Consider the following 26,328-nt stretch of genomic DNA (forward strand, 5'->3'; position numbering starts at 1 on the left):
TGAAACATGCCAACCGGAAATTTCAGACAGACCACGCCAAGCGGTTTTACGACTGCTGCGCAGCCGAACGGGAGCAAGCTCCCTCGCCCCAAAGGCAGCGCAAAAAAAAAGAAGCCCCGCATCTGCGGGGCTTTTCGTTTAAGCAGCGCTTTTCGCCTTGAGTTTCTTCAGCTCTTCATCGCGCAATTCGCGGCGCAGGATCTTGCCGACGTTAGTGGTCGGCAGCGCGTCGCGGAATTCCACCGAACGCGGCACCTTGTAGCCAGTGACGTTGGCGCGCATATGATCCATGACCTGCTCTTTGGTCAGGGTCACACCCGGTTTGGCGACGATGAAAATCTTGATCGCTTCGCCCGACTTTTCGTCCGGCACGCCAATCGCCGCACACTGCAACACGCCCGGCAGAGTCGCCAGTACGTCTTCCAGTTCGTTCGGGTAAACGTTGAAACCGGAGACCAGAATCATGTCTTTCTTGCGATCGACAATGCGCATGTAGCCGTCCGGCTGGATCAGTGCGATGTCGCCGGTTTTCAGCCAGCCGTCGCTGTCGAGCATTTCATCGGTGGCTTCCTGACGCTGCCAGTAGCCTTTCATGACTTGCGGGCCTTTGACGCACAACTCGCCGATTTCGCCCAGCGGCTGCTCGACACCGGCATCGTCGATGACTTTGCACAGGGTCGACGGCACCGGAATGCCGATCGTGCCGATCTGGATGTGCTGGATCGGGTTGACCGTGGCCACCGGGCTGGTTTCGGTCATGCCGTAGCCTTCGCAGATGGGGCAACCGGTCACGGCTTTCCAGCGCTCGGCCGCAGCCAGTTGCAGGGCCATGCCGCCGGACAGGGTGACTTTCAGCGCGGAGAAATCCAGCTTGCGGAAACCTTCGTTGTTGCACAGCGCGACGAACAGCGTGTTCAGACCGACAAAACCGCTGAACTTCCACTTCGACAGTTCCTTGACCATTGCCGGCAGGTCGCGCGGGTTGCTGATCAGGATATTGTGGTTGCCGATCAGCATCATCGCCATGCAGTGAAAGGTGAACGCGTAGATGTGATACAGCGGCAGCGGCGTGATCAGGATCTCGCAGCCTTCGTTGAGGTTGGAGCCCATCAGCGCCTTGCACTGCAGCATGTTGGCGACGAGGTTGCGGTGGGTCAGCATCGCGCCCTTGGCCACGCCGGTGGTGCCGCCGGTGTATTGCAGCACCGCGACATCGCCACTGTCCGGATTCGCTTCCGCCACAGGCTGACCGTGGCCCTTGCTCAGGACGTCGTTGAACTTGATGGCTTTGGGCAAGTGATAGGCCGGCACCATCTTCTTCACGTACTTGATGACGCTGTTGATCAGCAGGCGCTTGATCGGCGGCAGGAGGTCGGCGACTTCGGTGACGATGACGTGTTTGACGCCGGTCTTCGGCACCACCGCCTCGGCCAGATGCGCCATGTTCGCCAGGCACACCAGTGCCTTGGCGCCGGAGTCATTGAATTGGTGCTCCATTTCCCGCGCGGTGTACAGCGGGTTGGTGTTGACCACGATCAGCCCGGCGCGGATGGCACCGAAGACTGCGACCGGGTACTGCAGGACGTTGGGCAGTTGCACGGCGATTCGATCGCCGGGCTGCAAGTCGGTATGCTGTTGCAGGTACGCGGCAAAGGCACCGGACAGTTCGTACAGTTCACCGTAGGTGATTGTCTTGCCCAGGTTGCTGAAAGCCGGTTTGTTGGCGAAGCGTTGGCAGGATTGCTTCAACACTGCCTGAATGTTCGGATACTCGTCTGGATTGATCTCGGCTGCGATTCCAGCCGGGTACTTATCCTTCCAAAAGTCTTCGATCATGGAAGCCCACTCCTCAGCAACGCGAATTCTTCACCGCATTTGATGCGATTATTATTGGTGTGTGTTTTGTATTGGTGAATCCGGCGTTCAACAGGCCGAGAAGTCACAAAGCGCGCCGAGAGTAGCAGCTTTGCCGAGGGTCGACCAGAGCCAAACGTGGGCCCTACAGTCATATTGATGACTCAAGACTTGCAAGCGGTCATTTTAGAGCAAAAATCCTATAAATCACCGAAAGCCCCGTGGTTATGGGGTTTAAAAGCAAAAGATCGCAGCCTTCGGCAGCTCCTACATTTGGAATGCGCTCCCTGTAGGAGCTGCCGAAGGCTGCGATCTTTTCGCTTATAACCTTTATGCGATATCCCGCAACTCGCGCCGCAGAATTTTCCCCACAGGCGTCATCGGCAACGAATCACGCAGCACGATGTGTTTTGGCACTTTGTAGGCGGTGAAATTCTCTTTGCAGTAGGCCTTCAGCTCTTCCAGGCTGACCCCGGTTTCCCGCGCCACGACAAACAGCTTCACCGCCTCCCCCGAACGCTCGTCCGGCACACCGATGACCGCGCAGTTGGCAACTTTCGGGTGTGCCATGACCACGTCTTCGATTTCGTTGGGATACACGTTGAAACCGGAGACGATGATCATGTCCTTCTTGCGATCGACAATGCGCACGAAACCGTCGGGGTCGATCACCGCGATATCGCCGGACTTGAACCAGCCCTGGGCATCCAGCACTTCGGCGGTGGCCTCGGGTTTGTTCCAATAGCCTTTCATGATCTGCGGGCCTTTGATGCACAGCTCGCCACGCTCGCCCAGAGGCTGTTCGACGCCGTCATCGTTGATGATCTTGAGCAGCGTGCCCGGCACCGGCAGGCCGACGGTGCCCAGGCGCGACTGGTCGCCGTAGGGGTTGGTGCAGGCCACGGGCGAGGTTTCGGTCAGGCCGTAACCCTCGGTGATGCGGCAACCGGTCAGCTGCTCCCAGCGCTCGGCGGTGGCTTTGACCAGCGCAGTGCCGCCGGAGTTGGTCAACTTCAGGCTGGAGAAATCCAGGGTCTTGAAATCGGGATGGTCCATCAACGCGACGAATAGAGTGTTCAAGCCCAGCAGCGCCGAGAAGCGCCAGTTCTTCAGTTCCTTGATGAACCCGGCGATGTCGCGCGGATTGGAGATCAGCACGTTGTGGTTGCCCGAGACCATCATGCACATGCAATTCGCGGTGAAAGCATAGATGTGGTACAGCGGCAGCGGCGCGATCATCACTTCCTGGCCCTCGCGCAACAGCGGCTGGCCGTCCGGGCCAAGCTGGGCGAGACAGGCGCGCACCTGCTGCATGTTCGCCACCAGATTGCCGTGGGTGAGCATCGCGCCCTTGGCCAGGCCGGTGGTGCCGCCGGTGTATTGCAGCACGGCGATGTCATTGAGGCCGACCTTCAGCGGCTTGATGCCCAGGCCCCGGCCCATGCGCAGCGCACTTTTGAAAGAAATCGCCTGGGCCAGCGAATATTCGGGAACCAGCTTTTTGACTTTGCTGACGACGGTGTTGACCAGCCAGCCCTTGGCGGTGGGCATCAGGTCGCCCATCTTCGCTTCGATCAAGTATTGAATGTCGGTGTCGGCCAGCACTTCCTGGACTTTCTGCCCGAACAGGTTCAGGTAGACCAGCGCGCGCGCTCCGGAATCCTTGAACTGGTGACGCATTTCCCGCGGGGTGTACAGCGGGTTGGTATTGACCACGATCAGTCCGGCGCGCAAAGCGCCGAACACAGCAATCGGATAATGCAGGACGTTGGGCATCTGCACCGCGATGCGATCCCCCGGTGCCAGATCGGTATGCGCTTGCAGGTAACCGGCGAACGCGGCGCTCTGGCGCTCGAGTTCGGCGTAGGTCAGGGTGATACCCATGCTGCTGAACGCCGGACGATCGGCGAACTTCTTGCAGGAACGCTCAAACACTTCGATCACCGACTTGAACTCGCCCATGTCGATGTCCAGCGGTACGCCGGCCGGGCGTTTGTCATTCCAGAAATCAGGTTGCATTGTTCTTGTCCTCTTTACCTGAGCCGATCCGGGAGCCGCTTTCTGTCGTTTCTGCTTCGTCCATTGAAGACGAAAAGCACAAAGCGGAGCTTCACGGACACTAGCAGCTATAGCCATAGAGGCAAATATGGCCCAAGCCGTCATTGATCGCGTGAATCTTCCTGCCGTGGCGTGGGCTGATCAGACGCGCTATACACTGTGGCATTGCTGAGCAAAGGGATCGCCATGAACCACGACACCTTCTGGCTGGACACGAGTGACCGCAGCCGCCTGTACGTCAACCGCTGGCTGCCGGCCGCGCCGTTGAAGGCGGTCATTTTGCTGGCCCATGGCATGGCCGAACACAGCGCTCGTTACGCCCGACTCGCCGACATTTTTTGCGACAAAAACTACGGCGTGTACGCCCCGGACCTGCGTGGTCATGGCCGCACCGCCGACAACGGCACCCTTGGTCATTTCGCCGATGACGATGGCTGGTGCAAAGTGCTCGGCGATCTGGCCAGCCTCAATCAGCACATCGGCCAGCAACATCCAGGCGTGCCGATCATTCTGCTCGGGCACAGCATGGGCAGTTACCTGGCGCAAGCCTATCTGTTGCACCACAGCGCCAGTCTGCAAGGGGCGATTCTCAGCGGCTCGAATTTCCAGCCGGTGGCCCTGTATCGCGCCGCCCGGCAAATCGCCCGTCTGGAAAAACTGCGCCAGGGCGGCAAGGGCCGCAGTGCGCTGATCGAGTGGCTGTCGTTCGGCTCATTCAACAATAAATTCGAACCGGTGCGCACGCGTTTCGATTGGCTGAGCCGCGATCCGGCCGAAGTCGACAAGTATGCCGCCGACCCGTTGTGCGGCTTTCGCTGTACCAATCAGTTCTGGATCGACCTACTCGGCGGCTTGCAGCAAATCAGCAAAGCGTCCAATCTCGCGCAGATCGATCCGGGACTGCCGCTGCTGGTGATCGGCGGCGAATGTGATCCGGTGAGCGAGGGCAAGCGTCTGACAGATCTGGCCAATGCACTGCGCAGGGCTGGCAGCCAGCACCTGCAATTGAAGATCTACCCGCAGGCCCGGCACGAATTGTTCAACGACAGCAATCGCGACGAAGTGACCGCCGATGTGCTGGCCTGGATCGACCAGGCCCTGAGCCATCCGCGCCCGCAACGCAGCGAATAATTTTTCCGGATTCACTGAATCCGCCACAGGAATCGACACCGATGACCCAGGTTACCAACATCCCTTACGAAGCCCTTGAAGTCGGCCAGACCGCCAGCTACAGCAAGACCGTCGAAGAGCGTGACATTCAGTTGTTCGCCGCGATGTCGGGCGACCACAACCCGGTGCACCTGGACGCCGAGTTTGCCGCCGCCAGCATGTTCAAGGAGCGCATTGCCCACGGCATGTTCAGCGGTGCGCTGATCAGCGCGGCGGTGGCTTGCGAATTGCCCGGGCCGGGCACTATTTATATCGGTCAGCAGATGAGTTTTCAGAAGCCGGTGAAGATCGGCGACACACTGACGGTGCGTCTGGAAATTCTGGAGAAACTGCCGAAATTTCGCGTGCGTATTGCTACTCGCGTGTTCAACCAGCGAGATGAGTTGGTAGTGGATGGCGAGGCGGAGATTCTCGCGCCGCGCAAGCAGCAGACGGTGACGTTGCCGACTTTGCCGGCGATCAGTATTGGTTGATCAGTCGCACAAAATAAAAGTGGGAGCGAGCCTGCTCGCGAAGTGGTCGTGTCAGCAAAGGCAACATTGCATGACACACCGAATTCGCGAGCAGGCTCGCTCCCACAGTTGTTTCAGTGCCGCTTACGAACGAGCGCGAGCCTGGTTACGCAGGGCTTTCACCTGGTCGTGGTTGCGTTGTACGCCGTGATACTGACGTTCAACCACATCACGAATACCGACCAGGTTGTGCTTGTTGATTTTTTCCAGCGCTTCCTTGTAAGCCTTCAGCGCATGGTCTTCACCGCGCTCGGCTTCGTTCAGCACAGCCTCTTCATCTTTGCCGGTGAACATGGATTTCACGTCGACCCAGCGACGGTGCAGATCACCGGCAACACTGGTAGAGGTTTCCGGATCGCCACCCAGCGAACGCACCAAAGCCTGCAGTTCGGCAGCTGCGCTAGCGCAATCAGCGGAGCGAGTCACAAAAAGCGATTTCAGTTCTGGGTGCTTGATGTCTTCGGCGCAAGTCTTGAACCCTTCCTGGCCGTCCTTGCAGGTTTCGATCAGGTCATTAAGTACCGAGATGGATTCTTTGTTTACGTCAGTCATTTTCCAATTCCTTGCGGTTGGTTGAAGATGCAAGGGATATTGCAGCGTGCGTGCCAGCTTCGCTTTCGATAATAAATTCTTGTTTTTCAATGGGTTATAAAAGATTGAACCATCTGTATGCTGGTTTTTTGCATGATCTGTCATTTGGCCTGCATGCAGAATGCCTGTATTTTCCCCACTGTTTTGAAAACGATGAAGCGTGCTGATGAATCCGGAAAAACTCGAACTGCTGATCACTCGCGAGATGCCCTTCGGCAAGTACAAAGGGCGGATCATTGCTGACTTGCCCGGGCCGTATCTGAATTGGTTCGCCCGTGAAGGCTTTCCCCACGGCGAACTCGGCGGCTTGCTGGCGCTGATGCAGGAGATCGACCACAACGGCCTGTCGGACCTGCTGGAACCGCTGCGTGCCAAACATGGCAAACCCGCCCCGCGCCACTGAAGCGCCCTCCTCTACCGAGCCTTGCCGACCATGCCTGACAACACCCGCCGCGCCCGTGACGAAGCCTTCTGGCAGACCTTCGCTGACCGTTACGATACCCGGCCCGGCCCCGTCAATCTGGAGAATGGTTACTTCGGGCGCATGTCGCGCACGGTGATCGAGGAGTATCAGCGCAACATCGAGCTGATCAATACCAGCAACTCGGTCTATGTACGCCAGCGCTTCGAGCAGCACGACAACCTCGACATCCGCGCGCAACTGGCCGAACTGATTGGCGTGCGTGCGCAAAGCGTCGCCCTCACGCGCAATGCCACCGAAGGCCTGCAATCGCTGATCCGCAATTACAACCGCCTGCAACCGGGCGATCAGGTGCTGATCTGCGACCTCGAATACGACACGGTCAAAGGCGCCATGCGTTGGCTGGCCAGGCACCGAGGCGTCGAGATTATCGAAATTGCCCACGCCCACCCGGCCAGCCTCGATAGCTTGCTCGAAAGCTATCGCGAGGCCTTCATCCGCCATCCGAAAATCAAGTTGATGGCTCTGACCCACGTCACCCATCGCACCGGCCTGGTCATGCCGGTGCAAGCCATCGCCGCACTGGCCACCGAGCACGGCGTCGATATTATCCTTGATGGTGCCCACGCCCTCGGCCAGATCGAATTCGATCTGCAAGCACTGGGCATCGCCTTCGCCGGTTACAACCTGCACAAATGGATCGGCGCGCCGCTCACTCTCGGCTTCATTTACATCGCCCCGCAGCGTCTGGCCGATATCGATCCGGACATGGGCGAGATGCATTATCCGGCGTCCGATATTCGCGCCCGCACTTCGTACAGCACGCCGAACATCCCGGCGCTGATGACCTTGCCGCTGGTGTTCGAAGAGCACAATGCGCTCGGCGGCGCCGCTGCCAAGAGCGCACGCCTGAAATACCTGCGCAACCTGTGGGTCAGCGCCGTGCGGCACTTGCCGGGCATCGAGGTGATGACCCCGGATGACCCGCAACTGTATTGCGGGATCACCTCGATGCGTTTTACTCGTCATGACGATCAACAGCTCATGGCCGAGCGCCTGCTCAGCGAGTTCAACCTGTTCACCGTGGTACGCACTGGCGCCACGTGCGGGCCGTGCATTCGCATTACGCCGGGGCTGACCACCACGGCGGCCGAGATGGCGCTGCTGGTGCGTGCGCTGAACCAGTTGCGCTAGAAAGGCACGCCGCAACTTTTTTCGTAGCCTTCGAGGCCGATCTGCGACGACACGGCGAAGGTGTCGATTCCGAGCGTCTGGCAAGCGAAGGCGCCATCCTCGAGATCCTCTCCGGCAATCGGTCGCAGCACCAACCGCAAGGCATCCTCGGAGACGGATGCACAGCCGCAACGGCCGGGCAGGTGCAAGGTTCCAGCCCAGGCCTCGTGGTGAGCCTGCACGCCTGCGACGTCGCTCGGGATGGATATGTTCAGGGTGAGGCACGCAGCGCCGGGGGCCGAGCGATCCGGATAGACGCTGGTAAAACGGACGACGCCATGGCTGTCGGTCGATTGACCGCCGCGCAGGCAGATGCCGTTATCGACGGTCTGTAGAATGCGCACCAGTGCGCCGCTGACCGGTTCGCCGGTCATCGCATCGACCAGCGCCAGACGCAGGATCAGCGGCAGGCCTTCGACGCCTCGGCTGATGTTGCGCACCTCGGGTTCAGCTGTGCCCAAAACGGGCCGCTTCGGTTGAAATGGGGATTGTGGCGTGTGGGTCAGAGACTGAAGGTCGTCCATGAGGCGTTCTCTCTTCCATAAGATGAACGCAGGTTAACCCTGGGAAAAAGCCAGCGTGCGGTAACTATGTATCGGGGCGTGTATCGGCACTTTTTTCGGCGCAAAAAAAACGGTGCGCCGACCAAGCGCACCGAAAAGCCGTAGAACACACAACGAAGTGTCGGGTAACGATCAGTCCAGCAGCGCCAGGGCTTGGGCGGTGCATTCCTGAATGCGGGCCCAGTCGCCGTTCTTGATCCACTCCGGATCGAGCATCCAGCTACCGCCCACGCACATGACGTTTTTCAGCGCCATGTAGCTCTTGATATTGGCCGGGCCGACGCCGCCAGTCGGGCAGAATTTCACTTCGCCGAACGGGCCGCCAAGGGCCTTGATTGCCGCCACGCCGCCGCTGACTTCCGCCGGGAACAGCTTGAAGCGACGATAGCCCAGACCGTAGCCTTCCATGATGCCCGAGGCGTTGCTGATGCCCGGCAACAGCGGAATCGGGCTGTCGACACTGGCTTCGAGCAGGTCACGGGTGATCCCCGGGGTGACGATGAATTGCGAACCCGCCGCTTCGGCCGCCGCGAGCATGTTGCGGTCGAGCACGGTGCCGGCGCCGGTCATCAGCTCCGGACGCTGTTCGCGCAGAATCTGAATCGCTTTGAGGCCGAACTGCGATCGCAGGGTCACTTCCAGCGCGGTCAGGCCACCGGCGGCGAGGGCGTCGGCCAGGGGCAGCACGTCCTGTTCGCGCGCAATGGTGATCACCGGCAAAATCCGCGCCTTGGCGCAGAGACTGTCGATCAGGGCAACTTTGTCCGCCATGGAAACGGTCGGGGATGGGGTTGTCATAGCGGCTGTTCCTTGGCTCATGGGCACCAGTAAATCTCTAACGTAGGTTGCAGAAACGCGCGCACCGGCATGGCCGCAACGTCATCGGATGCCAGCGCGGCATTCAGGGTGGTCAGTTTCGATTGACCGGAAATCGACAGGATCTTGTGCCTGGCCGAAGCCAGCAGCGCGCGGCTCATGGTCAGGCGCTGACGCGGTACGCTGGGTGCCAGCATCGGCCAGCAACGGCGCGTGCCGTCCTGCTGCAATGCTTCAGCGAGGTTCGGACTGTCCGGGAACAGCGACGCGGTATGACCGTCATCGCCCATGCCCAGCACCAGCACGTCGATCGGTGGCAATTCGGCAAGCAGACGGTCGGCTTGTTCGGCAGCCTGCTCGACATTGGCCGCCGCGCTGTAGAGGCTGAGGAACTGAGCCTTGGCCGCCGGGCCTTTGAGCAGATATTGCTTGAGCAGACCGGCATTGCTGTCGGCGTGTTCGACCGGCACCCAGCGCTCGTCGGCGAGGGTGATCACCACTTTCGACCAGTCCAGTTCCTGCTTGGCCAGGTGCTGGAAAAACGCCACCGGGCTGCGCCCGCCAGACACCACCAGCACCGCGTTGCCGCGCGCCGCAATGGCATCGCTCAGTTGCTTGGCAACATTCAGCGCCAGGCCTTCGGCGAGCAGCACCGGGCTGTTGAATGGGTGGGCAGTCACGCCCGCCGGCAGTTGCACATCAGATATCGCCATACCACGACCTCCCGTCCCGCGTAATCAATGCAATGGAGCTCATCGGCCCCCACGACCCGGCCGCATACGGCTTGGGCGCGTCGCCGGATTTTTTCCATCCGGCGATCAGCTGGTCACACCACTTCCACGCGGCTTCGATTTCATCTTTACGGACAAACAGGTTCTGATTGCCGTTCATCACTTCCAGCAACAACCGCTCGTAGGCATCGGGGATCCGCGCGCTACGCCAGGTGTCGGAGAAATTCAGTTGCAGCGGCCCGCTACGCAGTTGCATGCCTTTGTCCAGGCCCTGCTCTTTGGTCATCACGCGCAAGGAAATGCCTTCGTCCGGTTGCAGGCGGATGATCAGTTTGTTGCTGATCTGCAGGCGCTGCTCCGGGGCGAAGATGTAGTGCGACGGTTCCTTGAAGTGGATGACGATCTGCGACAGCTTCTGCGGCATGCGTTTACCGGTACGCAGGTAGAACGGCACGCCGGCCCAGCGCCAGTTGCGGATGTCGGCACGCAGGGCAACGAAGGTTTCGGTGTCGCTTTGCGTATTGGAATTCGGTTCTTCGAGGTAACCGGGTACCGATTTGCCTTCGCTGTGGCCGGCGATGTACTGACCGCGCACCACTTGTGTGGTCAGGCCTTCCGGGCTGATCGGTGCCAGTGCCTTGAGCACTTTTACCTTTTCATCGCGGATGCTGTCGGCGGACAGATCGGCCGGCGGGTCCATGGCAATCAGGCAGAGCAGCTGCAACAGGTGATTCTGGATCATGTCGCGCAGTTGGCCGGCCTTATCGAAGTAACCCCAGCGGCCTTCGATGCCAACCTTCTCGGCCACGGTGATTTCCACGTGGGAGATGTAATTCTGATTCCACTGGGTTTCGAACAGGCTGTTGGCGAAACGCAGGGCGATCAGGTTCTGAACGGTCTCTTTGCCCAAGTAATGGTCGATGCGGTAGGTGCGGTTTTCCGGGAAGAACTGCGCGACCGCGTCGTTGACCTTGCGCGAGGACTCCAGATCCGAGCCGATCGGTTTTTCCAGCACCACCCGGGTGTTTTCCGCCAGACCGACTTTCGCCAGGTTCTCGCAGATCGCGCCGTATACCGCCGCCGGGGTGGCGAAGTAGGCGATCATGCGCTGGCTGCTGCCGGCCAGTTCGGCCAGCGCCACGTAGTCTTCAGCCTTGAGGAAGTCGACGTGCAGGTAGGTCAGGCGCGCGAGAAAGCGCTCGGCCACGGTTTCGTTCAGCTCTTTGCCGACGTACCGGCGCAATTCGGCGGCGATGAACGCCATGTGCTGCTGCTCGCTGCCGGGCTCACGGGCCAGCGCGATGATCCGCGTGTCCTCATGCAGCAGGTCGGCACCGTCAAGGTGATAAAGGGCAGGAAACAGCTTGCGCAGGGCCAGATCGCCAAGCGCGCCGAACAAGGCAAAGGTGCACGGTTCAACCGTTATGGAGGGCATGATGTTTGTTCTTTTATCAAGTTAAGCTACAAATACCTTTTTTCAAGGCATCACTCAAGGGAAAATGTAGTAATAACCACAACATTTTCGCAGAATACACAATCCGAGTGGTGGTCGCTCGGACGCATCAGTAGGATAGGCCACCGTCACGGGCCATATCAAAGGCCCAATTTGCATAGCCCGGCGCACCTTCGCGTCGGTGAATCAGGAATTCCATATGGACCGCGTGCGAAATTTACTGGAACAGATCCAGAGTCGCCTTGAAGAGCTGAACAAGGCCGAACGTAAGGTCGCCGAGGTGATTCTGCTCAACCCGCAGCAGGCCACCCGCTTCAGCATCGCCGCCCTCGCCCAGGCCGCCTCGGTGAGCGAACCGACGGTCAACCGTTTCTGCCGCTCGTTCGGTGTCAGCGGCTATCCCGAACTCAAGTTGCAATTGGCGCAGAGCCTGGCCAGTGGCGCGGCGTATGTCAGCCGCGCGGTCGAGGCCGATGACAATCCCGAGGCTTACACGCAGAAGATTTTCGGCAGCGCCATCGCATCGCTGGACAGTGCCTGCCAAGCGCTGGACCCGAACCTGATCAGCCGCGCCGTCGACCTGTTGATTCAGGCCCGGCAGATCCACTTTTTCGGCCTCGGCGCTTCGGCTCCGGTGGCGCTGGATGCGCAGCATAAATTCTTCCGCTTCAATCTGGCCGTCACCGCGCATGCCGATGTGCTGATGCAGCGGATGATTGCTTCCGTGGCGCACACCGGTGAGCTGTTCGTGATCATTTCCTACACCGGCCGTACGCGCGAGTTGGTGGAAGTGGCGCGGATTGCCCGGGAGAACGGTGCGTCCGTGCTGGGCCTGACGGCGGAGAATTCGCCGCTGGCCAAGGCCAGCACGCTGAGCCTGAACATTCCGCTGCCGGAAGACACCGACATCTATATGCCGATGACCTCGCGGATCATTCAGTTGACGGTGCTGGATGTGCTGGCGACCGGGATGACCTTGCGCCGTGGCGTGGATTTCCAGCCGCATCTGCGCAAGATCAAAGAGAGCCTGAATGCCAGCCGGTATCCGGTGGGTGATGAATTCAATTAGGACGCTTTGCGTAAAAGATCGCAGCCTTCGGCAGCTCCTACAGGAACGCATTCCAAGGTAGGAGCTGCCGAAGGCTGCGATCTTTTGATTTTCAGGCCGCCGCCCACGCCTGCAAACTCAAATGCGCCTTCTCCCCCGGTGCCAGGTGCAGACTGTCCGTGCCACCCGCCGCGGCTTCGACGCAAACGAATTCCGATACCTCGTCCCAGCTCACTCCAAGCAACGGCCGCGCTCCCGGGTGCCACACCACGGTGTCGCCATTGTCGCCGGTATCGATGCACAGCTCACGCTGCCAGGCGTGGTCTTTGAGCTGCAATTCACCGTCATGCTGGAACACCCGCTGGCAGCCGCCATCAACCCGCAATTCGCCTTGCTGCTGGCAAACCTGACGGTTCAATTGGTCATAACCCTGCGCACCTTCGAGGCCAGACAGCGCTATCTCGCCGACATCGCCAATACGCCAGTAAGCGTGCAAAGCCTGGCTCAACTGGCAGGGCATGTCGTCCTGATGTTCGGTACTCAGGCGTAATTCCATGCGTTCGCCCAAGTGCGCGTGCAAGTCGACCTGCCAGTCGCACAGCTGCAATTGCCAGTGCAGGCGCACGCCGTCCTCAGCGCTGCTGCTGTCGAGCAGTTTCCAGTCGAGCAGGCGTGCCCAGCCGTGCGACGGCCAGGCATTTTCGCTCGGATGACGGCCATACCACGGCCAGCACACCGGCACCCCACCACGAATCGCACCGACATGCGGCCACTTCGCCGCACACCACAACCAGGGTTTCTGCCCGCGCGGTTGAAAGTGCAGCAATTGCGCGCCCTGACGACTGAACACCGCCTGACAGAGCGGATGATCGATCACCAACACATCGCGCATCTGATAGCGCTCCCAGGCGAACACCGGTCGCTCGCGCAGGGACTTGAAGAAGCGTTGCAGCGGATGCTCATGCATTTGCCACGGTCCTGAAAATCATCGAGTACTCAAATTCCACATCGCATTTGTGGCGAGGGAGCTTGCTCGCCACAGACGTCATCGGATTGCTATCGCAAAAAAAAGCGGACAGCCTGGGCTGTCCGCAAATATGCGCACATGGAGAGGAGCTTATCGCAGACGCGTCAGAACGTTGACTGAATTTTCAGGCCAGCGACCAAAGCGTTATCGACTTCATCCACACCGCCCGGATGGGTGATGTATTGCAGGTTGGGACGCACGGTCAGCCAGTTGGTGACATGGATGCCGTAGTTGAGTTCGTAGTTGTACTCGGTCTCACGAATCGGCGAGAACGCGGCGTTGTCGTAGTCGGACACACCGTTGGCATCGTTCAGCAGTTCAGCGTTGCGCTTGACGTCCTTGTTGACGTGGATACGCGCAGCGCCAATACCGATGTCATCCTTCGGACGCGCATCGAACGGGCCTTTGTAGACAAACATCACCGACTGGTAGTTGTCGATGAAGTTGGTGTCCTTGTCGTGGAAAGTCGCGTTGGCAGCGATGTTCAGACCGCGAGTCGCATCACCGTTGTGGCTGGTGAGTTGCTGTTGCGCAACGAACCAGTAACCGCTTTTGCTGTTGTGCGACTTGTAGTCATCACCGGTGGTTGCCGCATCGAGACCGTTGACGTCTTCGCGAACGTCGTCGGCATCGGCCGTGCTCTTGTAGTAACCGACGCGGTATTCGCCCGGCAGGCTGTTGACCTTCGGCGACCAGACCAATTCAACCGGCAGAACGGTACCCTTGGTGCCACTGCCGCTGAGCTTGAAGCCGTTGCCGTGTTCCAGCTGCGACGGGTTCTGGTTGTACGCACCGATCTGCGCGTAGAGCTCGTCGTTGATGTTGTACTTCACGCGGATCGCGGCCTGGCTGACTGGCCAGTTGTACCAGATGTTGGTCGCCCAGTTACCCACTTGCGAACCGCAGAACGCGAGGTTCTGGAAGTCGCACGGGAAGGTGTTGAAGTCTTCGCCTTCGCCGAAGTAACCGGCCTTGACGTCCAGCTTGTTGTCGAAGAACTGGTGCTGAATCCACAACTGGGTCAGACGCACCATGTGGCCACGGCCGTAGACTTCCTGCGAGGAGCTGAGGGTGCCGGCACGCGGGTCGCCAACGCGGTCATTGGAGATGTTGTAGCCGTTACGGTTGGTCAGCTGGATCTTCGCTTGCGTGTTGTCCCAGCCCCACAGCTTCTGCAGGTCGAGGGCAACGCCGAGGCCGAACTGGTCGCTGTAGCGGCCGGTCTTGTCGTCGTCATAGCCGCCGTGCAGGTTGGCACCCATCTCGCCAACGTAGTCAGCCTTGATGTCGATACCCTGCTCGATCAGCCTGGTGCGCTCACCGCCCCAGTCGCCGGTCATCCATTTGGAGTCGGAGCTGAAGGCATCCGCCGCCATTGCGTTACCGGCCAGCACCAGTGCAGCCGCCGCTGAAACCTGGCAGATCAACCGGGCATTGACGTGTTTCTTTTTCATCCCTACATCCTCGTCTTTATTGTTATTAACTGTTTTTATCTAACGCGGTTTACATAAAGTGCGATGCTCGACAGGCCGGGCAGCGCTTGCTCCTTTGTGGGAGCGAGCCTGCTCGCGAATGCGGTGTATCAGGCGACATTGATGTTGAATGTCAGACCGCTTTCGCGAGCAGGCTCGCTCCTACATTTGTTTCTCAGCGCCCTTTGAATTGGGCGACGTTCGCAGACCGCGCATCGGTCTGTGGCTGGCCGGCAGTGCCCAGACGCTCGCCGGTATTAGCATCGAACAGCAACACTTTCGCTGGATCGAACTGCAGCGTCAGGCTCTCGCCCACCTGCGGTGCCACGTCCGGCGCCAGTCGGCAGCAGACCTTGGTGTCATTGAGGTTGACGAACACCAGGGTGTCCGGACCGGTAGGTTCGGTGACCTGCACTTCGGCACGAATGCTTGGCAAGCCATTGCCCTCGCCGCTCGCCAGGACGATCTGCTCCGGACGCAGGCCGAGGATCACTTCGCGGTCTTCGAGACCGGCGTCCTGCATGCTCATCGGCAATTCGCAACGAGCCTGACCGCTGTCGAGCAGCGCCAGCAGACGGCCGTCCTTGCGCTGCAAGCGCAGGGGGATGAAGTTCATCGGCGGCGAACCGATGAAGCTCGCCACGAACAGGTTGGCCGGGTCGTTGTAGATGTCTTTCGGCGTGCCGAACTGCTGGATGATGCCGTCCTTCATCACCGCCACTTTATCGCCCAGGGTCATTGCTTCGATCTGGTCGTGGGTCACGTAGACCGTGGTGGTTTTCAGGCGCTGGTGCATCAGTTTCATTTCGGTGCGCATCTCGACGCGCAGTTTGGCGTCGAGGTTGGACAGCGGTTCGTCGAACAGGTAGATCTTCGGCCGCCGCGCCAGGGCCCGGCCCATCGCCACACGCTGTTGCTGACCACCGGAGAGCTGGCCCGGTTTGCGGTTGAGCAGGTGTTCGATCTGCAGCAGCTTGGCCACGCGGGCGACTTCTTCGTCGATCGCTGACTGCGGCATCTTGCGGATCTTCAGGCCGAACTCGATGTTCTCGCGCACGCTCATGGTCGGGTACAGCGCGTAGGACTGAAACACCATGGCGATGTCACGATCCTTGGGGCTCATGCCGCTGACGTCCTGATCGCCGATCATGATCGCGCCGCCGGTGATGGTTTCCAGGCCGGCGATGCAGTTCATCAAGGTCGATTTGCCGCAGCCCGACGGGCCGACGAGGATCAGGAATTCACCGTCCTTGATCGACAGTTCGATGTTCTTCAGGGTGTCCGGCAGGCCGGCCCCGTAGGTCTTGTTTACGTTGCGAAGTTCAAGCGTAGCCATGATTACCCCTTGACCGCGCCGGCCGTCAGCCCGCGCACGAAATACTTGCCTGCGACCACATAGACCAGCAGGGTCGGCAGGCCGGCGATCATCGCCGCTGCCATATCCACGTTGTATTCCTTGGCGCCGGTGCTGGTGTTGACCAGGTTGTTCAGCGCCACGGTGATCGGTTGCGAATCACCGCTGGAGAACACCACCCCGAACAGGAAGTCGTTCCAGATCTGGGTGAACTGCCAGATCAGGCAGACCATGATGATCGGCGTCGACATCGGCAGGATGATGCGGCGGAAAATCGTGAAGAAACCGGCGCCGTCCAGACGCGCGGCCTTGACCAGCGCATCGGGAATGCTCACGTAGTAGTTGCGAAAGAACAGTGTGGTGAACGCCAGACCGTAGACCACATGCACGAACACCAGGCCGGTGGTGGTGCTCGCCAGGCCCATCTTGCCGAGGGTGAAAGAGGCTGGCAGCAGCACGGTCTGGAACGGCAGGAAGCAGCCGAACAGCAGCAGACCGAAGAACAACTGCGAACCCCGGAAGCGCCACATCGACAGCACGTAACCGTTCAACGCGCCGATGGCGGTGGAGATGATCACGGCCGGTACGGTGATCTTGATCGAATTCCAGAAATAACCGTCAACCGTGGCCCAGGCTTTGACCCAGCCGATGCCGCTGACCACGGTCGGCCAGCTCAGCAGGTTGCCGGTGCTGATGTCTTCCGGGGTCTTGAAGCTGGTCAGCAGCATGACCACCAGCGGCACCAGATAGAGGAACACCGCGAAGATCAGCACCGCGTAGATCGCGATTCGGCTCAAGCTGATGGCAGGTTTGGCAGCGAGACTAGTCATGACGCTTGGTCCTCAGCTCGGAGTACAGGTAAGGCACGATGATCGCGAGGATCGCACCGAGCATCAGAATCGCACTGGCCGAGCCCATGCCCATCTGGCCGCGACTGAAGGTGAAGGAATACATGAACATCGCGGGCAGGTCGGAGGAATAACCCGGGCCGCCGGCAGTCATCGCCGCAACCAGGTCGAAGCTCTTGATCGCGATGTGCGCAAGGATCATCACTGCACTGAAGAACACCGGCCGCAGGCTTGGCAGCACGACTTTCCAGTAGATGCGCGGCATGCTTGCACCGTCGATCTGTGCAGCACGGATGATCGACTGATCGACACCGCGCAGGCCGGCGAGGAACATCGCCATGATGAAGCCCGAGGCTTGCCACACAGCGGCGATCACCAGGCAATAAACCACGCGATCCGGGTCGATCAGCCAATCCAGACGGAAGCCTTCCCAGCCCCAGTCACGCAACAATTTGTCCAGGCCCATGCCCGGGTTGAGCAGCCATTTCCATGCGGTACCGGTGACGATCATCGACAGCGCCATCGGGTACAGGTAAATGGTGCGGATAAAGCCTTCGCGACGGATGCGCTGGTCGAGGAACACCGCCAGCAATACGCCGATCACCAGAGTGATGCCGATGAACATACCGCCGAACACGGCGAGGTTCTTGCTCGCCACCCACCATCGGTCGTTATCGAACAGCCGCGCGTATTGCGCCAGGCCCGCCCACTTGTAGTTGGGCAGGAACGTCGAGGTGGTGAACGACAGAATGAACGTCCACAGGATGTAGCCATAGAAGCCCACCAGTACGATGAACATGCTCGGCGCCAGCACCAGTTTTGGTAGCCAGCGTTGCAATGCATCGAACGGCGAGGCCTTGCTGAATACAGCAACAGAACTCATGGGGAAATCCACAATAAGATTACAAACACCTTCCCTTGTGGGAGCGAGCCTGCTCGCGAAAGCGTTGTGTCAGTCGACGGATGTAGCAACTGACACGACGCCTTCGCGAGCAGGCTCGCTCCTACAGGGTCGAACCTGCTTTCGGTTATTTAGCCGACTGCACCGCGGCGCCAAGTTTCTTCGCGGCATCGGCCGGGTCGGCTTTCGGGTCGTTGATGTAGTTGGTCACGACATCAAAGAACGCACCCTGTACCGCCAGCGTGGTCGCCATGTTGTGCGCCATGCTCGGTTGCAGGCCACCGGACTTGGCGTCCGCGAGGAAGTCCTTGGCAGCGGTCTGTGCGCAGGAGTCGAAGCCCAGCTTGTCCATGTTGTTCAACATGTCGTTGCGCACCGGGATCGAGCCTTTGTTGATGCTGAAGACTTTCTGGAAGTTCTCGCCCAGCACGACTTTGGCGATGTCCTGCTGACCGGCCGCAGTGCCTGCGTCCTTCTGCTTGAACACGGCCAGCGAGTCGATGTTGTAGGTGAACGCCTTGTCGGTGCCCGGGAACGCCACGCACTCGTAGTCCTTGCCGGCGACTTTCTTGGCGGCGGTCCATTCGGACTTGGCCCAGTCACCCATGATCTGCATGCCGGCCTTGCCGTTGATGACCTTGGCCGCTTCGAGGTTCCAGTCCTGGCCTTTGCCGTCAGCGTCCATGTAGGTCGCGACTTTCTTCAGCTCGGTCAGGGCCTTGATCATTTCCGGGCCAGTCAGCGCCTTGTTGTCCAGGTCGACCAGGGCTTTCTTGTAGCCATCCACGCCCATGACCGAAAGCACCACGGCTTCGAACACGGTGCTGTCCTGCCAAGGCTGACCGCCGTGGGCCAGCGGGATGAAGCCTGCGGCTTTGAGTTTGTCGCCGGCGGCGTAGAACTCTTCGAGGGTGGTCGGATTCTTGGTGATGCCGGCTTTCTTGAAGACTTCCGGGTTGATCCACAGCCAGTTCACACGGTGAATGTTCACCGGCACGGCCACGTAATCACCGTCGTACTTCACGGTATCGGAGACTTTCTTGTCGAGCAGACTGTCCCACTTCTCCGACTTGGCAACGTCTTTCAGCACGTCGGTGTCGAGCAGACCGGTCGACGCCCATTCCTGGATGTCCGGGCCTTTGATTTGCGCGACGCCCGGCGGATTGCCAGCGACGGCACGGCTTTTCAGTACAGTCATGGCAGTCGCACCGCCACCACCGGCTACAGCGCCGTCTTTCCAGGTGAAACCGTCTTTTTCGACTTGGGCCTTGAGCACATCGACAGCGGCTTTTTCGCCACCGGAGGTCCACCAGTGCACGACTTCGACCGAACCTTTGGATTCGGCAGCGGAGACACTGAGCGGCAGGATTGCGAGCGGGAACAGGGAGGCGACAGAAATGACAGTAGCGAGGCGAGAAATCGCATTCATTCGAGATGTACCTTTCTTGTTGTTATGCATTGCAAGTCTGGTGCTTGCGCTGCACGGAGTTTAAACAGAGCGTTTCGCTTCGCAGGTAACGAAGGGACGCGTAAATGTCACGATATGGTTACACAGGAACAGGCCGGGACAGCTGCGCCAAAGCCGTAGCCATGCTCGGCGCCAGCGGCAAACGCGGAATCAGCACAGCCTGCCAGGCGTGATACAGATCGGGCTTGCCCGGCCAGATATCGGCACTCGGCACATTCTGCGGATCGAGTTCGTGGTGCCAGCTGCCGTTGCAACGATCGATGAAACGGGTCTCACAGAACTCCCAGAAAAGTCGGTACCAGCTTTCGTACTGCGCCTCACCCGTGCGTTTTAGCAAGGCACTGGCGGCGGCGCTGGCTTCGGCGTGTGTCCAGTGCAGGCGATGGCGAACCACGGCTTTGTTGTCCCAGTCGAGGGTGTAGACGATGCCCGGCGCACCATCGACATTCCAGCCGTGACGGCAATTGTTTTCGAACAGTTTTTGCGCATCGGTAGCCAGCCAGCCCGGCGTGAGCATGCCGGCCTGGACTCGCGCCGCCTCAAGGTGCAGCAGCAAGCGCGCCCACTCGAAACCGTGGCCGGGGGTGGTGCCGTAAGGGCGGAAACCGTCAGCAGGATTGTCATGGTTGTATTCGCGCAGCGGCTGCCAGTCACGATCGAAGTGCTCGATGACCATGTAATCGTTGGCCGCAGCGTGACCGTGAATGACCCGCTCGGCGATGCGCTGGGCGCGTACCAGCCAGCGCGGGTCTTGCGTGACATCGGCCAGGGCGAGGAAGGCTTCGGTCGCGTGCATGTTGCTATTGGCGCCGCGATAGGCTTCTTCTTCGCTCCAGTCGCGATTGAAGAATTCGCGCATGGCGCCCTCTTCTTCGCTCCAGAAGCAGGTGTCGATGATGTCGATCGCATCATCGAGCAAGGCCTGGGCACCGGGTCGTTGCGCAACCACGGCGGAACTGGCGGCGAGCGCGACAAAGGCGTGCAGGTAGGCGTTCTTGCCGGTGTTGTGGTCGCGATGTCCGGCTACCGCGAACCAGCCGCCATGCAGCGCATCGCGCAACGGCCCGCGCAGGGCGGCGATGCCGTGATCGATCAGTTCGGCAAACCCCGGCAGGCCCTGAATGTGGGCCATGGCGAAACTGTGGGTCATGCGCGCGGTGTTCATGGTCTCGGCTTGCGCGTGCGCCGGCAGACGGCCGCGCTCGTCAAGGTTGCCGAAACCTTCGGGCAGCTTCGCAGCCTTGGCAAAATCCAGCAGACGCAGGCCTTCGGCGGCGAGCCATTGCTGGTGGGCAGGGGCATTCAGCCAACTGCTGAAATCCGGGTGAAAGGTGTCCATGGAGTGACCCTTTTTTGTTGTCAGGACTGCGGGCAGTCTAAACAACGGGCCGGGGTTGGCTTGTAACGAAGGGGACGGGGTTTGTCACTGGCTTGTGACATTAGCAAAGCAAAGTCAAAAGATCGCAGCCTTCGGCAGCTCCTACATGGAAACGCATTCCAAATGTAGGAGCTGCCGAAGGCTGCGATCTTTTGATCTTCAATCAACCGAACGTGGCAACTGCAAGGTCACCCGCAACCCGCCCTCACGCAGGTTCTGCAACGTCACCTCGCCGCCGTGGCTATGGGCAATGTTGCGCGCAATACCCAGACCGAGTCCGTAGCCCTGCTGCTGCCCCGCCAGCCTGAAGTGCGGCTCGAACACCTGCTCCAGGCGCTGCTGCGGAACGCCCGGGCCTTCGTCGTCGACATGCAGGACAAACGCGCTGTCATCATCATCGATGTGCAGATGCGCGTTCTGCCCGTATTTCAAAGCGTTGTCGATCAGGTTGCCGATGCAGCGCTTGAGCGCCAGCGGTTTGCCCGGATACGCCGACAACGCGCGCCCATGCTGAGTGACGCGACCATTGCCGTTCGGTGCCAGGTACGGTTCGACCAGGCAGTCGAGCACATGATTGAGATCCACCGGTTCGATATTCTCGTGGATGTCGGTGTCTTTCACGCATTGCAGCGCGCCCTTGACCAGCAGCTCCAGCTCATCCAGATCGCGGCCGAACTTGGCTTGCAGTTTTTCGTCTTCGAGCAGTTCAACGCGCAAGCGCAGGCGCGTGATCGGCGTGCGCAGGTCGTGGGAAATCGCGCTGAACAACTGGCTGCGCTCGGTCAGGTAGCGGCTGATGCGTTCGCGCATGGTGTTGAACGCGCGACCCACTTCGACCACTTCACTGCCACCGCCCTCGGAAACCGGCTCGACATCGGCGCCCAGCGACAAATCCCGCGCCGCCCGCGCCAGCCGCTTGAGCGGCCGGCTCTGCCAGTGCACCAGCAGGCCGATGAACAACAACAGAAAGCCGCTGGTGAGGACAATGAACCACACCTGCTGCGCCGGCAGGCCCTGCTCTTCCAGACTGGTGTAGGGCTCGGGCAGCAAAGAGGCGATGTACAGCCACTCACCCGGAGCCATTTGAATTTGCGTGACCAGCACCGGCGGATTCACCGGTTCCAGGGTCAACGCGTAATGCGCCCAGGAACGCGGCAACTCATCGAGCTTCAGCCCGGCGTTGAAAATGCGCAGATCTTCCGGGCTGACGAAAGTCACCGAGATATCGGTGTCATGGCCCAGGGACTGGCGCAGCACTTCGTCCACCGCTTGCATCACCGCCGCCTTGCGCGGCGTGACTGGCAGCACGTCCATGCCCAGCGGTTTGTCATTGAGGGTCACCACAAACCGGGTGCCGCCCATGCTGCGCAATTGGTCGAGCACCAAGGGCCGATAGGCTACCGGCAAGGAACGGAAATAGCTGACGCTGGCGGTCATCGAATGCGCCAGGCTGCGGGCGCTGGTGACCAGACCTTCGAGCTGGGTGGCGCGCAGTTGCGAGACCCAGATCACGCTTGAAAGCGTCTGCGCAAACAGTACCGCCAGCAGGGTCAGCAGCAACATCCGTCCGAGCAGCGAACGCGGCACCGGAACGCGGCTGGCGAATTTGCGCAGCGACTCAGTGAGCATTGCCGGCAACCACATTGGCTGCCAACTGGTAACCGCTGCCGCGCACAGTGCGGATCAGCCGTGGCGGTTTTTCGGTGTCGCGCAGGCGTTGGCGCAAACGGCTGACGGCCATGTCGACGATGCGATCGAGCGGCATCAGATCGCGACCACGGGTGGCGTTGCCGATGGTGTCGCGGTCGAGAATTTGCTGCGGGTGGTCGAGGAACAGTTTCAGCAAGGCGAAATCGGCGCCAGAGAGAATCACCTCTTCACCGTCAGTGTGGAACAGCCGATGGCTGACCGTGTCCAGCCGCCAGTCGTCAAAGGCCAGCACTTCGCTGCCGCTGCGTTCGTGGGCGAATTGCGCGCGGCGCAGCAGGGCCTTGATCCGCGCTTGCAGTTCGCGCGGGCTGAACGGCTTGCCGAGGTAATCATCGGCGCCGAGCTCCAGGCCGATCACGCGGTCGGCCTCGTCGGAGCTGGCCGTCAGCATGATGATCGGCACCTGCGCCTGACGCGGATGCTGGCGCACCCAACGACACAGACTGAAACCGTCTTCGTCGGGCAGCATGACATCGAGGATCACCAGATCGCTCGGCGCCTCGTTGAGCGCCTGGCGAAAACCGGCACCATCGGCGGTGGCCCGCACCTGGAACCCGGCGCGGGTCAGGTAGGTTTCCAGCAACTCGCGTATTTCCTGGTCGTCATCGACCAACAATATCGACTTGTTGACTGAGCTCACTTCGAAGGCATCCTTGTTGTTGGAGTTGGGGCGGATTATGCCTTAAGCGCTGATTTTACAAACACCACAAAACCACTGTGGGAGCGACCTGCTCGCGAATCGGTTTTACCTTCAACACATCTGTTGACTGATACACCGCTTTCGCGAGCAGGCTCGCTCCCACAGGGGTGATTGCATTTCAGGTTCGGGTTGCCTGGTCCAAGGCCACGCCAGCGCCAACCAGGCCGGAATACGGTGCCGTGACCAGCCACACCGGGATGCCTTTGAAGTAATCGCTCATGCAGCCCTTGTCGGCGAAGCAGCGGGCGAAGCCGCTTTCGAGGAAGAAATCGGCGAACCGCGGAATCACCCCACCCACGATAAATACCCCGCCACGCGCGCCAGTGGTCAGCACGTTGTTGCCGGCCACACGGCCGAGCCAGCAGCAGAACTGCTCAAGCACTTCCAGGGCGATCGGGTCACCGGCAAGGCCGGCGGCAGTGATGGCTTCCGGCGTGTCGAGGGTCGGCTCATGGCCATCCACCGCACAGATTGCCCGGTACAGCCGAGGCAGGCCGCCGCCGCTCAATGCGGTTTCCGCGCTGACATGGCCGATCTCGTTGTAGATGTGCTGCCACAGTTGCGTTTCACGCGGGCTGCTCAGCGGCAGATCGACGTGGCCACCCTCGCCCGGCAACGCCGCGAAACGGCCCTCGCCGAGATCGAGCAACGTGCCGACGCCCAGGCCAGTGCCCGGGCCGATGACCACCGCCGGGCGCAACGGCTCCGGCGTACCTTCGCAAACCACGCGGAATTCGCCCGGTTGCAAACGGGTCATGCCCAGCGCCATCGCCGAGAAGTCGTTGGTCAGCAGCAATTGCTCGACCTGCAAGGTTTTGCAGAACGCGCTGCGACTGAGCCGCCAGTGATTGTTGGTGAACTTGAATTCATCGCCACTGACCGGCCCTGCCACCGACAGACACACCGAACCGATCGAACCCGGCGCCAGACCGAGCCCACTCAGATACAGGCCGATCGCCTCTTCCGGGGTGGCGAAGTCGGCCGTGGCCAACACCTGAACCGAGTGCAGTTGCTGGTTTTGCCACAACGCGAACCGCGCGTTGGTGCCTCCGATGTCACCGACCAAAGCCAGTTTCAATTAAGCGTCTCCAGGGCAGAAGTGAAGGCGCTGGCGCCCTGCTCCGCCGAGCTGAAGGCCATGCGCATGAAGCCAAACAGCTCGCGACCGCTGCCAATGTTGTTGCCCAACAGGCCCTTGGCCGGTTCGCGCGCTGCAAATTCGGCGGCGTCGACCTTCAGTTCCAAAGTGCCTTTGACGCCATCGACGCGGATGATATCGCCCTCTTGCACCCGCGCCAAAGCACCACCGACATAAGCTTCGGGGCTGACGTGAATCGCCGCAGGGATTTTTCCCGAAGCGCCGGACATGCGCCCGTCGGTAACCAGCGCCACTTTGAAGCCGCGATCCTGCAACACGCCGAGGAATGGCGTCATCTTGTGCAGCTCCGGCATGCCGTTGGAACGCGGGCCCTGGAAGCGCATCACCGCAACGAAATCCTTCTCCAGCAGACCGGCCTTGAACGCATCGGCAAGGTCTTGCTGATCCTGGAACACCATCGCCGGTGCTTCGACGATCTGGTTTTCCAGCGCGACCGCGGAAACCTTCATCACGCCGCGACCCAGGTTGCCTTCCATCACCCGCAAGCCGCCCTCTTGCGAGAACGCTCGGGACACCGGACGCAGGATGTTTTCGTCGAGGCTGTCGGTCGGGCCTTCGCGCCAGACCAGTTGGCCGTTATCGAGGAACGGCTCCTTGGTGTACTGGCTAAGGCCGTGGCCGAGCACGGTGTTGACGTCTTCGTGGAGCAGACCGGCACCGAGCAGCTCGCGGATCAGAAACGACATGCCTCCCGCCGCCTGGAAGTGATTGATGTCGGCTTTACCATTGGGGTAGACGTGGCTCAGGGTCGGCACGACTTCGGAGAGGTCGGCCATGTCTTGCCAGGTCAGTTGAATGCCCGCCGCCATGGCGATGGCCGGCATGTGCAAGGTGTGGTTGGTCGAGCCGCCAGTGGCGTGCAGGGCAACGATGGAGTTGACCAGCGCCTTCTCGTCGACGATTTCGCCGATCGGCATGAAGTTGCCGTTCTGCCTGGTCAGGCGCGTGACCTGATGCGCGGCTTCGCGAGTCAGCGCGTCACGCAACGGCGTGTTCGGGTTGACGAACGACGCGCCCGGCAAATGCAGGCCCATGACTTCCATCAGCAACTGGTTGGTATTGGCGGTGCCGTAGAAGGTACAGGTGCCCGGGCTGTGGTAGGACTTCATCTCCGATTCCAGCAGCTCTTCGCGGGTGGCCTTGCCTTCGGCGTATTTCTGGCGGACGTCGGCTTTTTCCTTGTTGGAGATCCCCGAAACCATCGGCCCGCCCGGCACGAAGATCGTCGGCAGATGACCGAAGCGCAGCGAGCCCATCATCAGTCCCGGGACGATCTTGTCGCAGATGCCGAGCATCAGCGCGCCGTCGAACATGTTGTGCGACAGCGCCACAGCGGTGGACATGGCAATCACTTCGCGGCTCGGCAGGCTCAGTTCCATGCCCGGCTCGCCCTGGGTCACGCCATCGCACATCGCCGGAGTACCGCCGGCGAACTGGCCGACCGAGCCGATTTCGCGCAGGGCGTTCTTGATCTGTTGTGGAAAGACTTCGTACGGCTGGTGCGCCGACAGCATGTCGTTATACGAAGAAACAATGGCGATGTTCGCCGAGTTCATCATCCGCAAGCTGTGCTTGTCTTCACTGCCGCAACCGGCCACACCGTGGGCGAAGTTGGCGCACTGCAGCTTGCCGCGCATCGGGCCGTCGGTGGCGGCGCCGCGAATCAATGCAAGGTAAGCCTGACGCGTGGCGCGGCTGCGGGCGATAAGCCGTTCGGTGACCTCAAGAACGCGGGGATGCATGTGTAGAACTCCAGGCTAACGGATGTGGCGACCTGATTGTCTATGCTGGTCAAACGCCGTTGTTGTTGGAATGACAGACGGTTTTTGACCATTCGGACCAGTTGATTCAGGTCACTCGT

At 60.4% G+C, this 26,328-nt stretch carries 23 protein-coding genes; 5 read left to right on the forward strand and 18 right to left on the reverse strand.

What is annotated here, in order from left to right:
- Window positions 1-138: 138 nt before the first annotated feature.
- Window positions 139-1,836 carry a long-chain-fatty-acid--CoA ligase FadD1 gene (fadD1, locus tag VNV36_RS08850; protein WP_325717431.1) on the reverse strand — a complete coding sequence of 566 codons (1,698 nt, stop codon included), beginning with the start codon at window positions 1,834-1,836 and terminating at the stop codon, window positions 139-141.
- A 348-nt stretch (window positions 1,837-2,184) separates the two neighbouring features.
- Window positions 2,185-3,873: a long-chain-fatty-acid--CoA ligase FadD2 gene (gene fadD2 / locus VNV36_RS08855; protein WP_325717432.1), complete on the reverse strand. Its 1,689-nt coding sequence runs from the start codon at window positions 3,871-3,873 to the stop codon at window positions 2,185-2,187.
- Window positions 3,874-4,098: 225 nt separating this feature from the next.
- Between fadD2 and VNV36_RS08860 the strand changes: the two genes are divergently transcribed.
- Both VNV36_RS08860 and VNV36_RS08865 read left to right on the forward strand, forming a co-directional pair.
- Entirely contained in the window at window positions 4,099-5,043 is a 945-nt protein-coding gene (locus VNV36_RS08860) for an alpha/beta hydrolase (protein WP_325717433.1), read from the forward strand.
- Window positions 5,044-5,084: 41 nt separating this feature from the next.
- The gene (locus tag VNV36_RS08865) at window positions 5,085-5,555 is read left to right on the forward strand and encodes a MaoC family dehydratase (protein WP_003227420.1); all 471 of its coding nucleotides are present in this window, start codon (window positions 5,085-5,087) and stop codon (window positions 5,553-5,555) included.
- A 123-nt stretch (window positions 5,556-5,678) separates the two neighbouring features.
- Here the strand turns inward: VNV36_RS08865 and VNV36_RS08870 are convergent, their stop codons facing one another.
- Complete coding sequence (locus VNV36_RS08870; protein ID WP_325717434.1) at window positions 5,679-6,146, reverse strand: ferritin-like domain-containing protein; 468 nt, start codon at window positions 6,144-6,146, stop codon at window positions 5,679-5,681.
- A 205-nt stretch (window positions 6,147-6,351) separates the two neighbouring features.
- On the opposite strand from VNV36_RS08870, the gene VNV36_RS08875 reads away from it, so the two are divergent.
- Both VNV36_RS08875 and VNV36_RS08880 read left to right on the forward strand, forming a co-directional pair.
- Window positions 6,352-6,588, forward strand: coding sequence for a DUF3820 family protein (locus VNV36_RS08875; protein WP_003227425.1), 237 nt, complete (start codon window positions 6,352-6,354; stop codon window positions 6,586-6,588).
- Between the two features lie 30 nt (window positions 6,589-6,618).
- Window positions 6,619-7,800, forward strand: a complete 1,182-nt coding sequence (locus VNV36_RS08880) for an aminotransferase class V-fold PLP-dependent enzyme (protein WP_325717435.1) — start codon at window positions 6,619-6,621, stop codon at window positions 7,798-7,800.
- On the opposite strand, the gene VNV36_RS08885 is transcribed toward VNV36_RS08880, so the two are convergent.
- The 4 genes from VNV36_RS08885 to zwf form a co-directional block, all read right to left on the reverse strand.
- Entirely contained in the window at window positions 7,797-8,363 is a 567-nt protein-coding gene (locus VNV36_RS08885) for a peptidase associated/transthyretin-like domain-containing protein (RefSeq protein WP_325717436.1), read from the reverse strand. The genes VNV36_RS08880 and VNV36_RS08885 overlap by 4 nt on opposite strands.
- Before the next feature lie 171 nt (window positions 8,364-8,534).
- A complete protein-coding gene (locus tag VNV36_RS08890) occupies window positions 8,535-9,200 on the reverse strand; it encodes a bifunctional 4-hydroxy-2-oxoglutarate aldolase/2-dehydro-3-deoxy-phosphogluconate aldolase (protein WP_325717437.1) in 666 nt (221 codons plus the stop codon).
- 17 nt (window positions 9,201-9,217) lie between these two features.
- Entirely contained in the window at window positions 9,218-9,931 is a 714-nt protein-coding gene (pgl, locus tag VNV36_RS08895) for a 6-phosphogluconolactonase (RefSeq protein ID WP_325717438.1), read from the reverse strand.
- Window positions 9,918-11,384 carry a glucose-6-phosphate dehydrogenase gene (gene zwf, locus VNV36_RS08900; protein ID WP_325717439.1) on the reverse strand — a complete coding sequence of 489 codons (1,467 nt, stop codon included), beginning with the start codon at window positions 11,382-11,384 and terminating at the stop codon, window positions 9,918-9,920. The genes pgl and zwf overlap by 14 nt, the downstream gene beginning before the upstream one ends.
- Window positions 11,385-11,610: 226 nt before the next feature.
- On the opposite strand from zwf, the gene VNV36_RS08905 reads away from it, so the two are divergent.
- Window positions 11,611-12,471: a MurR/RpiR family transcriptional regulator gene (locus tag VNV36_RS08905; RefSeq protein WP_169842436.1), complete on the forward strand. Its 861-nt coding sequence runs from the start codon at window positions 11,611-11,613 to the stop codon at window positions 12,469-12,471.
- A gap of 91 nt (window positions 12,472-12,562) precedes the next feature.
- On the opposite strand, the gene VNV36_RS08910 is transcribed toward VNV36_RS08905, so the two are convergent.
- The 11 genes from VNV36_RS08910 to edd all read right to left on the reverse strand — a co-directional run bounded on the left by VNV36_RS08910 (window position 12,563) and on the right by edd (window position 26,209).
- Window positions 12,563-13,417: a D-hexose-6-phosphate mutarotase gene (locus VNV36_RS08910; RefSeq protein ID WP_325717440.1), complete on the reverse strand. Its 855-nt coding sequence runs from the start codon at window positions 13,415-13,417 to the stop codon at window positions 12,563-12,565.
- Window positions 13,418-13,581: 164 nt separating this feature from the next.
- Window positions 13,582-14,931: a carbohydrate porin gene (locus VNV36_RS08915; protein WP_325717441.1), complete on the reverse strand. Its 1,350-nt coding sequence runs from the start codon at window positions 14,929-14,931 to the stop codon at window positions 13,582-13,584.
- A 193-nt stretch (window positions 14,932-15,124) separates the two neighbouring features.
- Window positions 15,125-16,285 (reverse strand): ABC transporter ATP-binding protein, encoded by a 1,161-nt coding sequence (locus tag VNV36_RS08920; protein ID WP_325717442.1) that lies wholly within the window; start codon window positions 16,283-16,285, stop codon window positions 15,125-15,127.
- Between the two features lie 2 nt (window positions 16,286-16,287).
- Complete coding sequence (locus VNV36_RS08925) at window positions 16,288-17,133, reverse strand: carbohydrate ABC transporter permease (RefSeq protein WP_042607262.1); 846 nt, start codon at window positions 17,131-17,133, stop codon at window positions 16,288-16,290.
- Window positions 17,126-18,034 carry a carbohydrate ABC transporter permease gene (locus VNV36_RS08930; protein WP_016773533.1) on the reverse strand — a complete coding sequence of 303 codons (909 nt, stop codon included), beginning with the start codon at window positions 18,032-18,034 and terminating at the stop codon, window positions 17,126-17,128. The genes VNV36_RS08925 and VNV36_RS08930 overlap by 8 nt, the downstream gene beginning before the upstream one ends.
- Before the next feature lie 145 nt (window positions 18,035-18,179).
- Window positions 18,180-19,481 (reverse strand): ABC transporter substrate-binding protein, encoded by a 1,302-nt coding sequence (locus VNV36_RS08935; protein ID WP_325717443.1) that lies wholly within the window; start codon window positions 19,479-19,481, stop codon window positions 18,180-18,182.
- A gap of 118 nt (window positions 19,482-19,599) precedes the next feature.
- Window positions 19,600-20,859, reverse strand: a complete 1,260-nt coding sequence (locus VNV36_RS08940) for a D-mannose isomerase (protein ID WP_325717444.1) — start codon at window positions 20,857-20,859, stop codon at window positions 19,600-19,602.
- 198 nt (window positions 20,860-21,057) lie between these two features.
- The gene (locus VNV36_RS08945) at window positions 21,058-22,527 is read right to left on the reverse strand and encodes an ATP-binding protein (RefSeq protein ID WP_325717445.1); all 1,470 of its coding nucleotides are present in this window, start codon (window positions 22,525-22,527) and stop codon (window positions 21,058-21,060) included.
- Window positions 22,517-23,248: a response regulator gene (locus tag VNV36_RS08950; protein ID WP_039758123.1), complete on the reverse strand. Its 732-nt coding sequence runs from the start codon at window positions 23,246-23,248 to the stop codon at window positions 22,517-22,519. The genes VNV36_RS08945 and VNV36_RS08950 overlap by 11 nt, the downstream gene beginning before the upstream one ends.
- A 178-nt stretch (window positions 23,249-23,426) precedes the next feature.
- On the reverse strand, window positions 23,427-24,386 hold the full coding sequence (locus VNV36_RS08955) for a glucokinase (RefSeq protein WP_325717446.1): 960 nt from the start codon (window positions 24,384-24,386) through the stop codon (window positions 23,427-23,429).
- On the reverse strand, window positions 24,383-26,209 hold the full coding sequence (gene edd / locus VNV36_RS08960) for a phosphogluconate dehydratase (RefSeq protein WP_325717447.1): 1,827 nt from the start codon (window positions 26,207-26,209) through the stop codon (window positions 24,383-24,385). The genes VNV36_RS08955 and edd overlap by 4 nt, the downstream gene beginning before the upstream one ends.
- Window positions 26,210-26,328: the final 119 nt, after the last annotated feature.

This window comes from Pseudomonas sp., assembly GCF_035554175.1.
GTDB lineage: Bacteria > Pseudomonadota > Gammaproteobacteria > Pseudomonadales > Pseudomonadaceae > Aquipseudomonas.

Bases quoted from the DNA above. Each gene is read 5' to 3' on its own strand.
- fadD1 (WP_325717431.1), bottom strand. From the start codon at position 1,836: ATGATCGAAGACTTTTGGAAGGATAAGTACCCGGCTGGAATCGCAGCC.
- fadD2 (WP_325717432.1), bottom strand. From the start codon at position 3,873: ATGCAACCTGATTTCTGGAATGACAAACGCCCGGCCGGCGTACCGCTG.
- VNV36_RS08860 (WP_325717433.1), top strand. From the start codon at position 4,099: ATGAACCACGACACCTTCTGGCTGGACACGAGTGACCGCAGCCGCCTG.
- VNV36_RS08865 (WP_003227420.1), top strand. From the start codon at position 5,085: ATGACCCAGGTTACCAACATCCCTTACGAAGCCCTTGAAGTCGGCCAG.
- VNV36_RS08870 (WP_325717434.1), bottom strand. From the start codon at position 6,146: ATGACTGACGTAAACAAAGAATCCATCTCGGTACTTAATGACCTGATC.
- VNV36_RS08875 (WP_003227425.1), top strand. From the start codon at position 6,352: ATGAATCCGGAAAAACTCGAACTGCTGATCACTCGCGAGATGCCCTTC.
- VNV36_RS08880 (WP_325717435.1), top strand. From the start codon at position 6,619: ATGCCTGACAACACCCGCCGCGCCCGTGACGAAGCCTTCTGGCAGACC.
- VNV36_RS08885 (WP_325717436.1), bottom strand. From the start codon at position 8,363: ATGGACGACCTTCAGTCTCTGACCCACACGCCACAATCCCCATTTCAA.
- VNV36_RS08890 (WP_325717437.1), bottom strand. From the start codon at position 9,200: ATGACAACCCCATCCCCGACCGTTTCCATGGCGGACAAAGTTGCCCTG.
- pgl (WP_325717438.1), bottom strand. From the start codon at position 9,931: ATGGCGATATCTGATGTGCAACTGCCGGCGGGCGTGACTGCCCACCCA.
- zwf (WP_325717439.1), bottom strand. From the start codon at position 11,384: ATGCCCTCCATAACGGTTGAACCGTGCACCTTTGCCTTGTTCGGCGCG.
- VNV36_RS08910 (WP_325717440.1), bottom strand. From the start codon at position 13,417: ATGCATGAGCATCCGCTGCAACGCTTCTTCAAGTCCCTGCGCGAGCGA.
- VNV36_RS08915 (WP_325717441.1), bottom strand. From the start codon at position 14,931: ATGAAAAAGAAACACGTCAATGCCCGGTTGATCTGCCAGGTTTCAGCG.
- VNV36_RS08920 (WP_325717442.1), bottom strand. From the start codon at position 16,285: ATGGCTACGCTTGAACTTCGCAACGTAAACAAGACCTACGGGGCCGGC.
- VNV36_RS08925 (WP_042607262.1), bottom strand. From the start codon at position 17,133: ATGACTAGTCTCGCTGCCAAACCTGCCATCAGCTTGAGCCGAATCGCG.
- VNV36_RS08930 (WP_016773533.1), bottom strand. From the start codon at position 18,034: ATGAGTTCTGTTGCTGTATTCAGCAAGGCCTCGCCGTTCGATGCATTG.
- VNV36_RS08935 (WP_325717443.1), bottom strand. From the start codon at position 19,481: ATGAATGCGATTTCTCGCCTCGCTACTGTCATTTCTGTCGCCTCCCTG.
- VNV36_RS08940 (WP_325717444.1), bottom strand. From the start codon at position 20,859: ATGGACACCTTTCACCCGGATTTCAGCAGTTGGCTGAATGCCCCTGCC.
- VNV36_RS08945 (WP_325717445.1), bottom strand. From the start codon at position 22,527: ATGCTCACTGAGTCGCTGCGCAAATTCGCCAGCCGCGTTCCGGTGCCG.
- edd (WP_325717447.1), bottom strand. From the start codon at position 26,209: ATGCATCCCCGCGTTCTTGAGGTCACCGAACGGCTTATCGCCCGCAGC.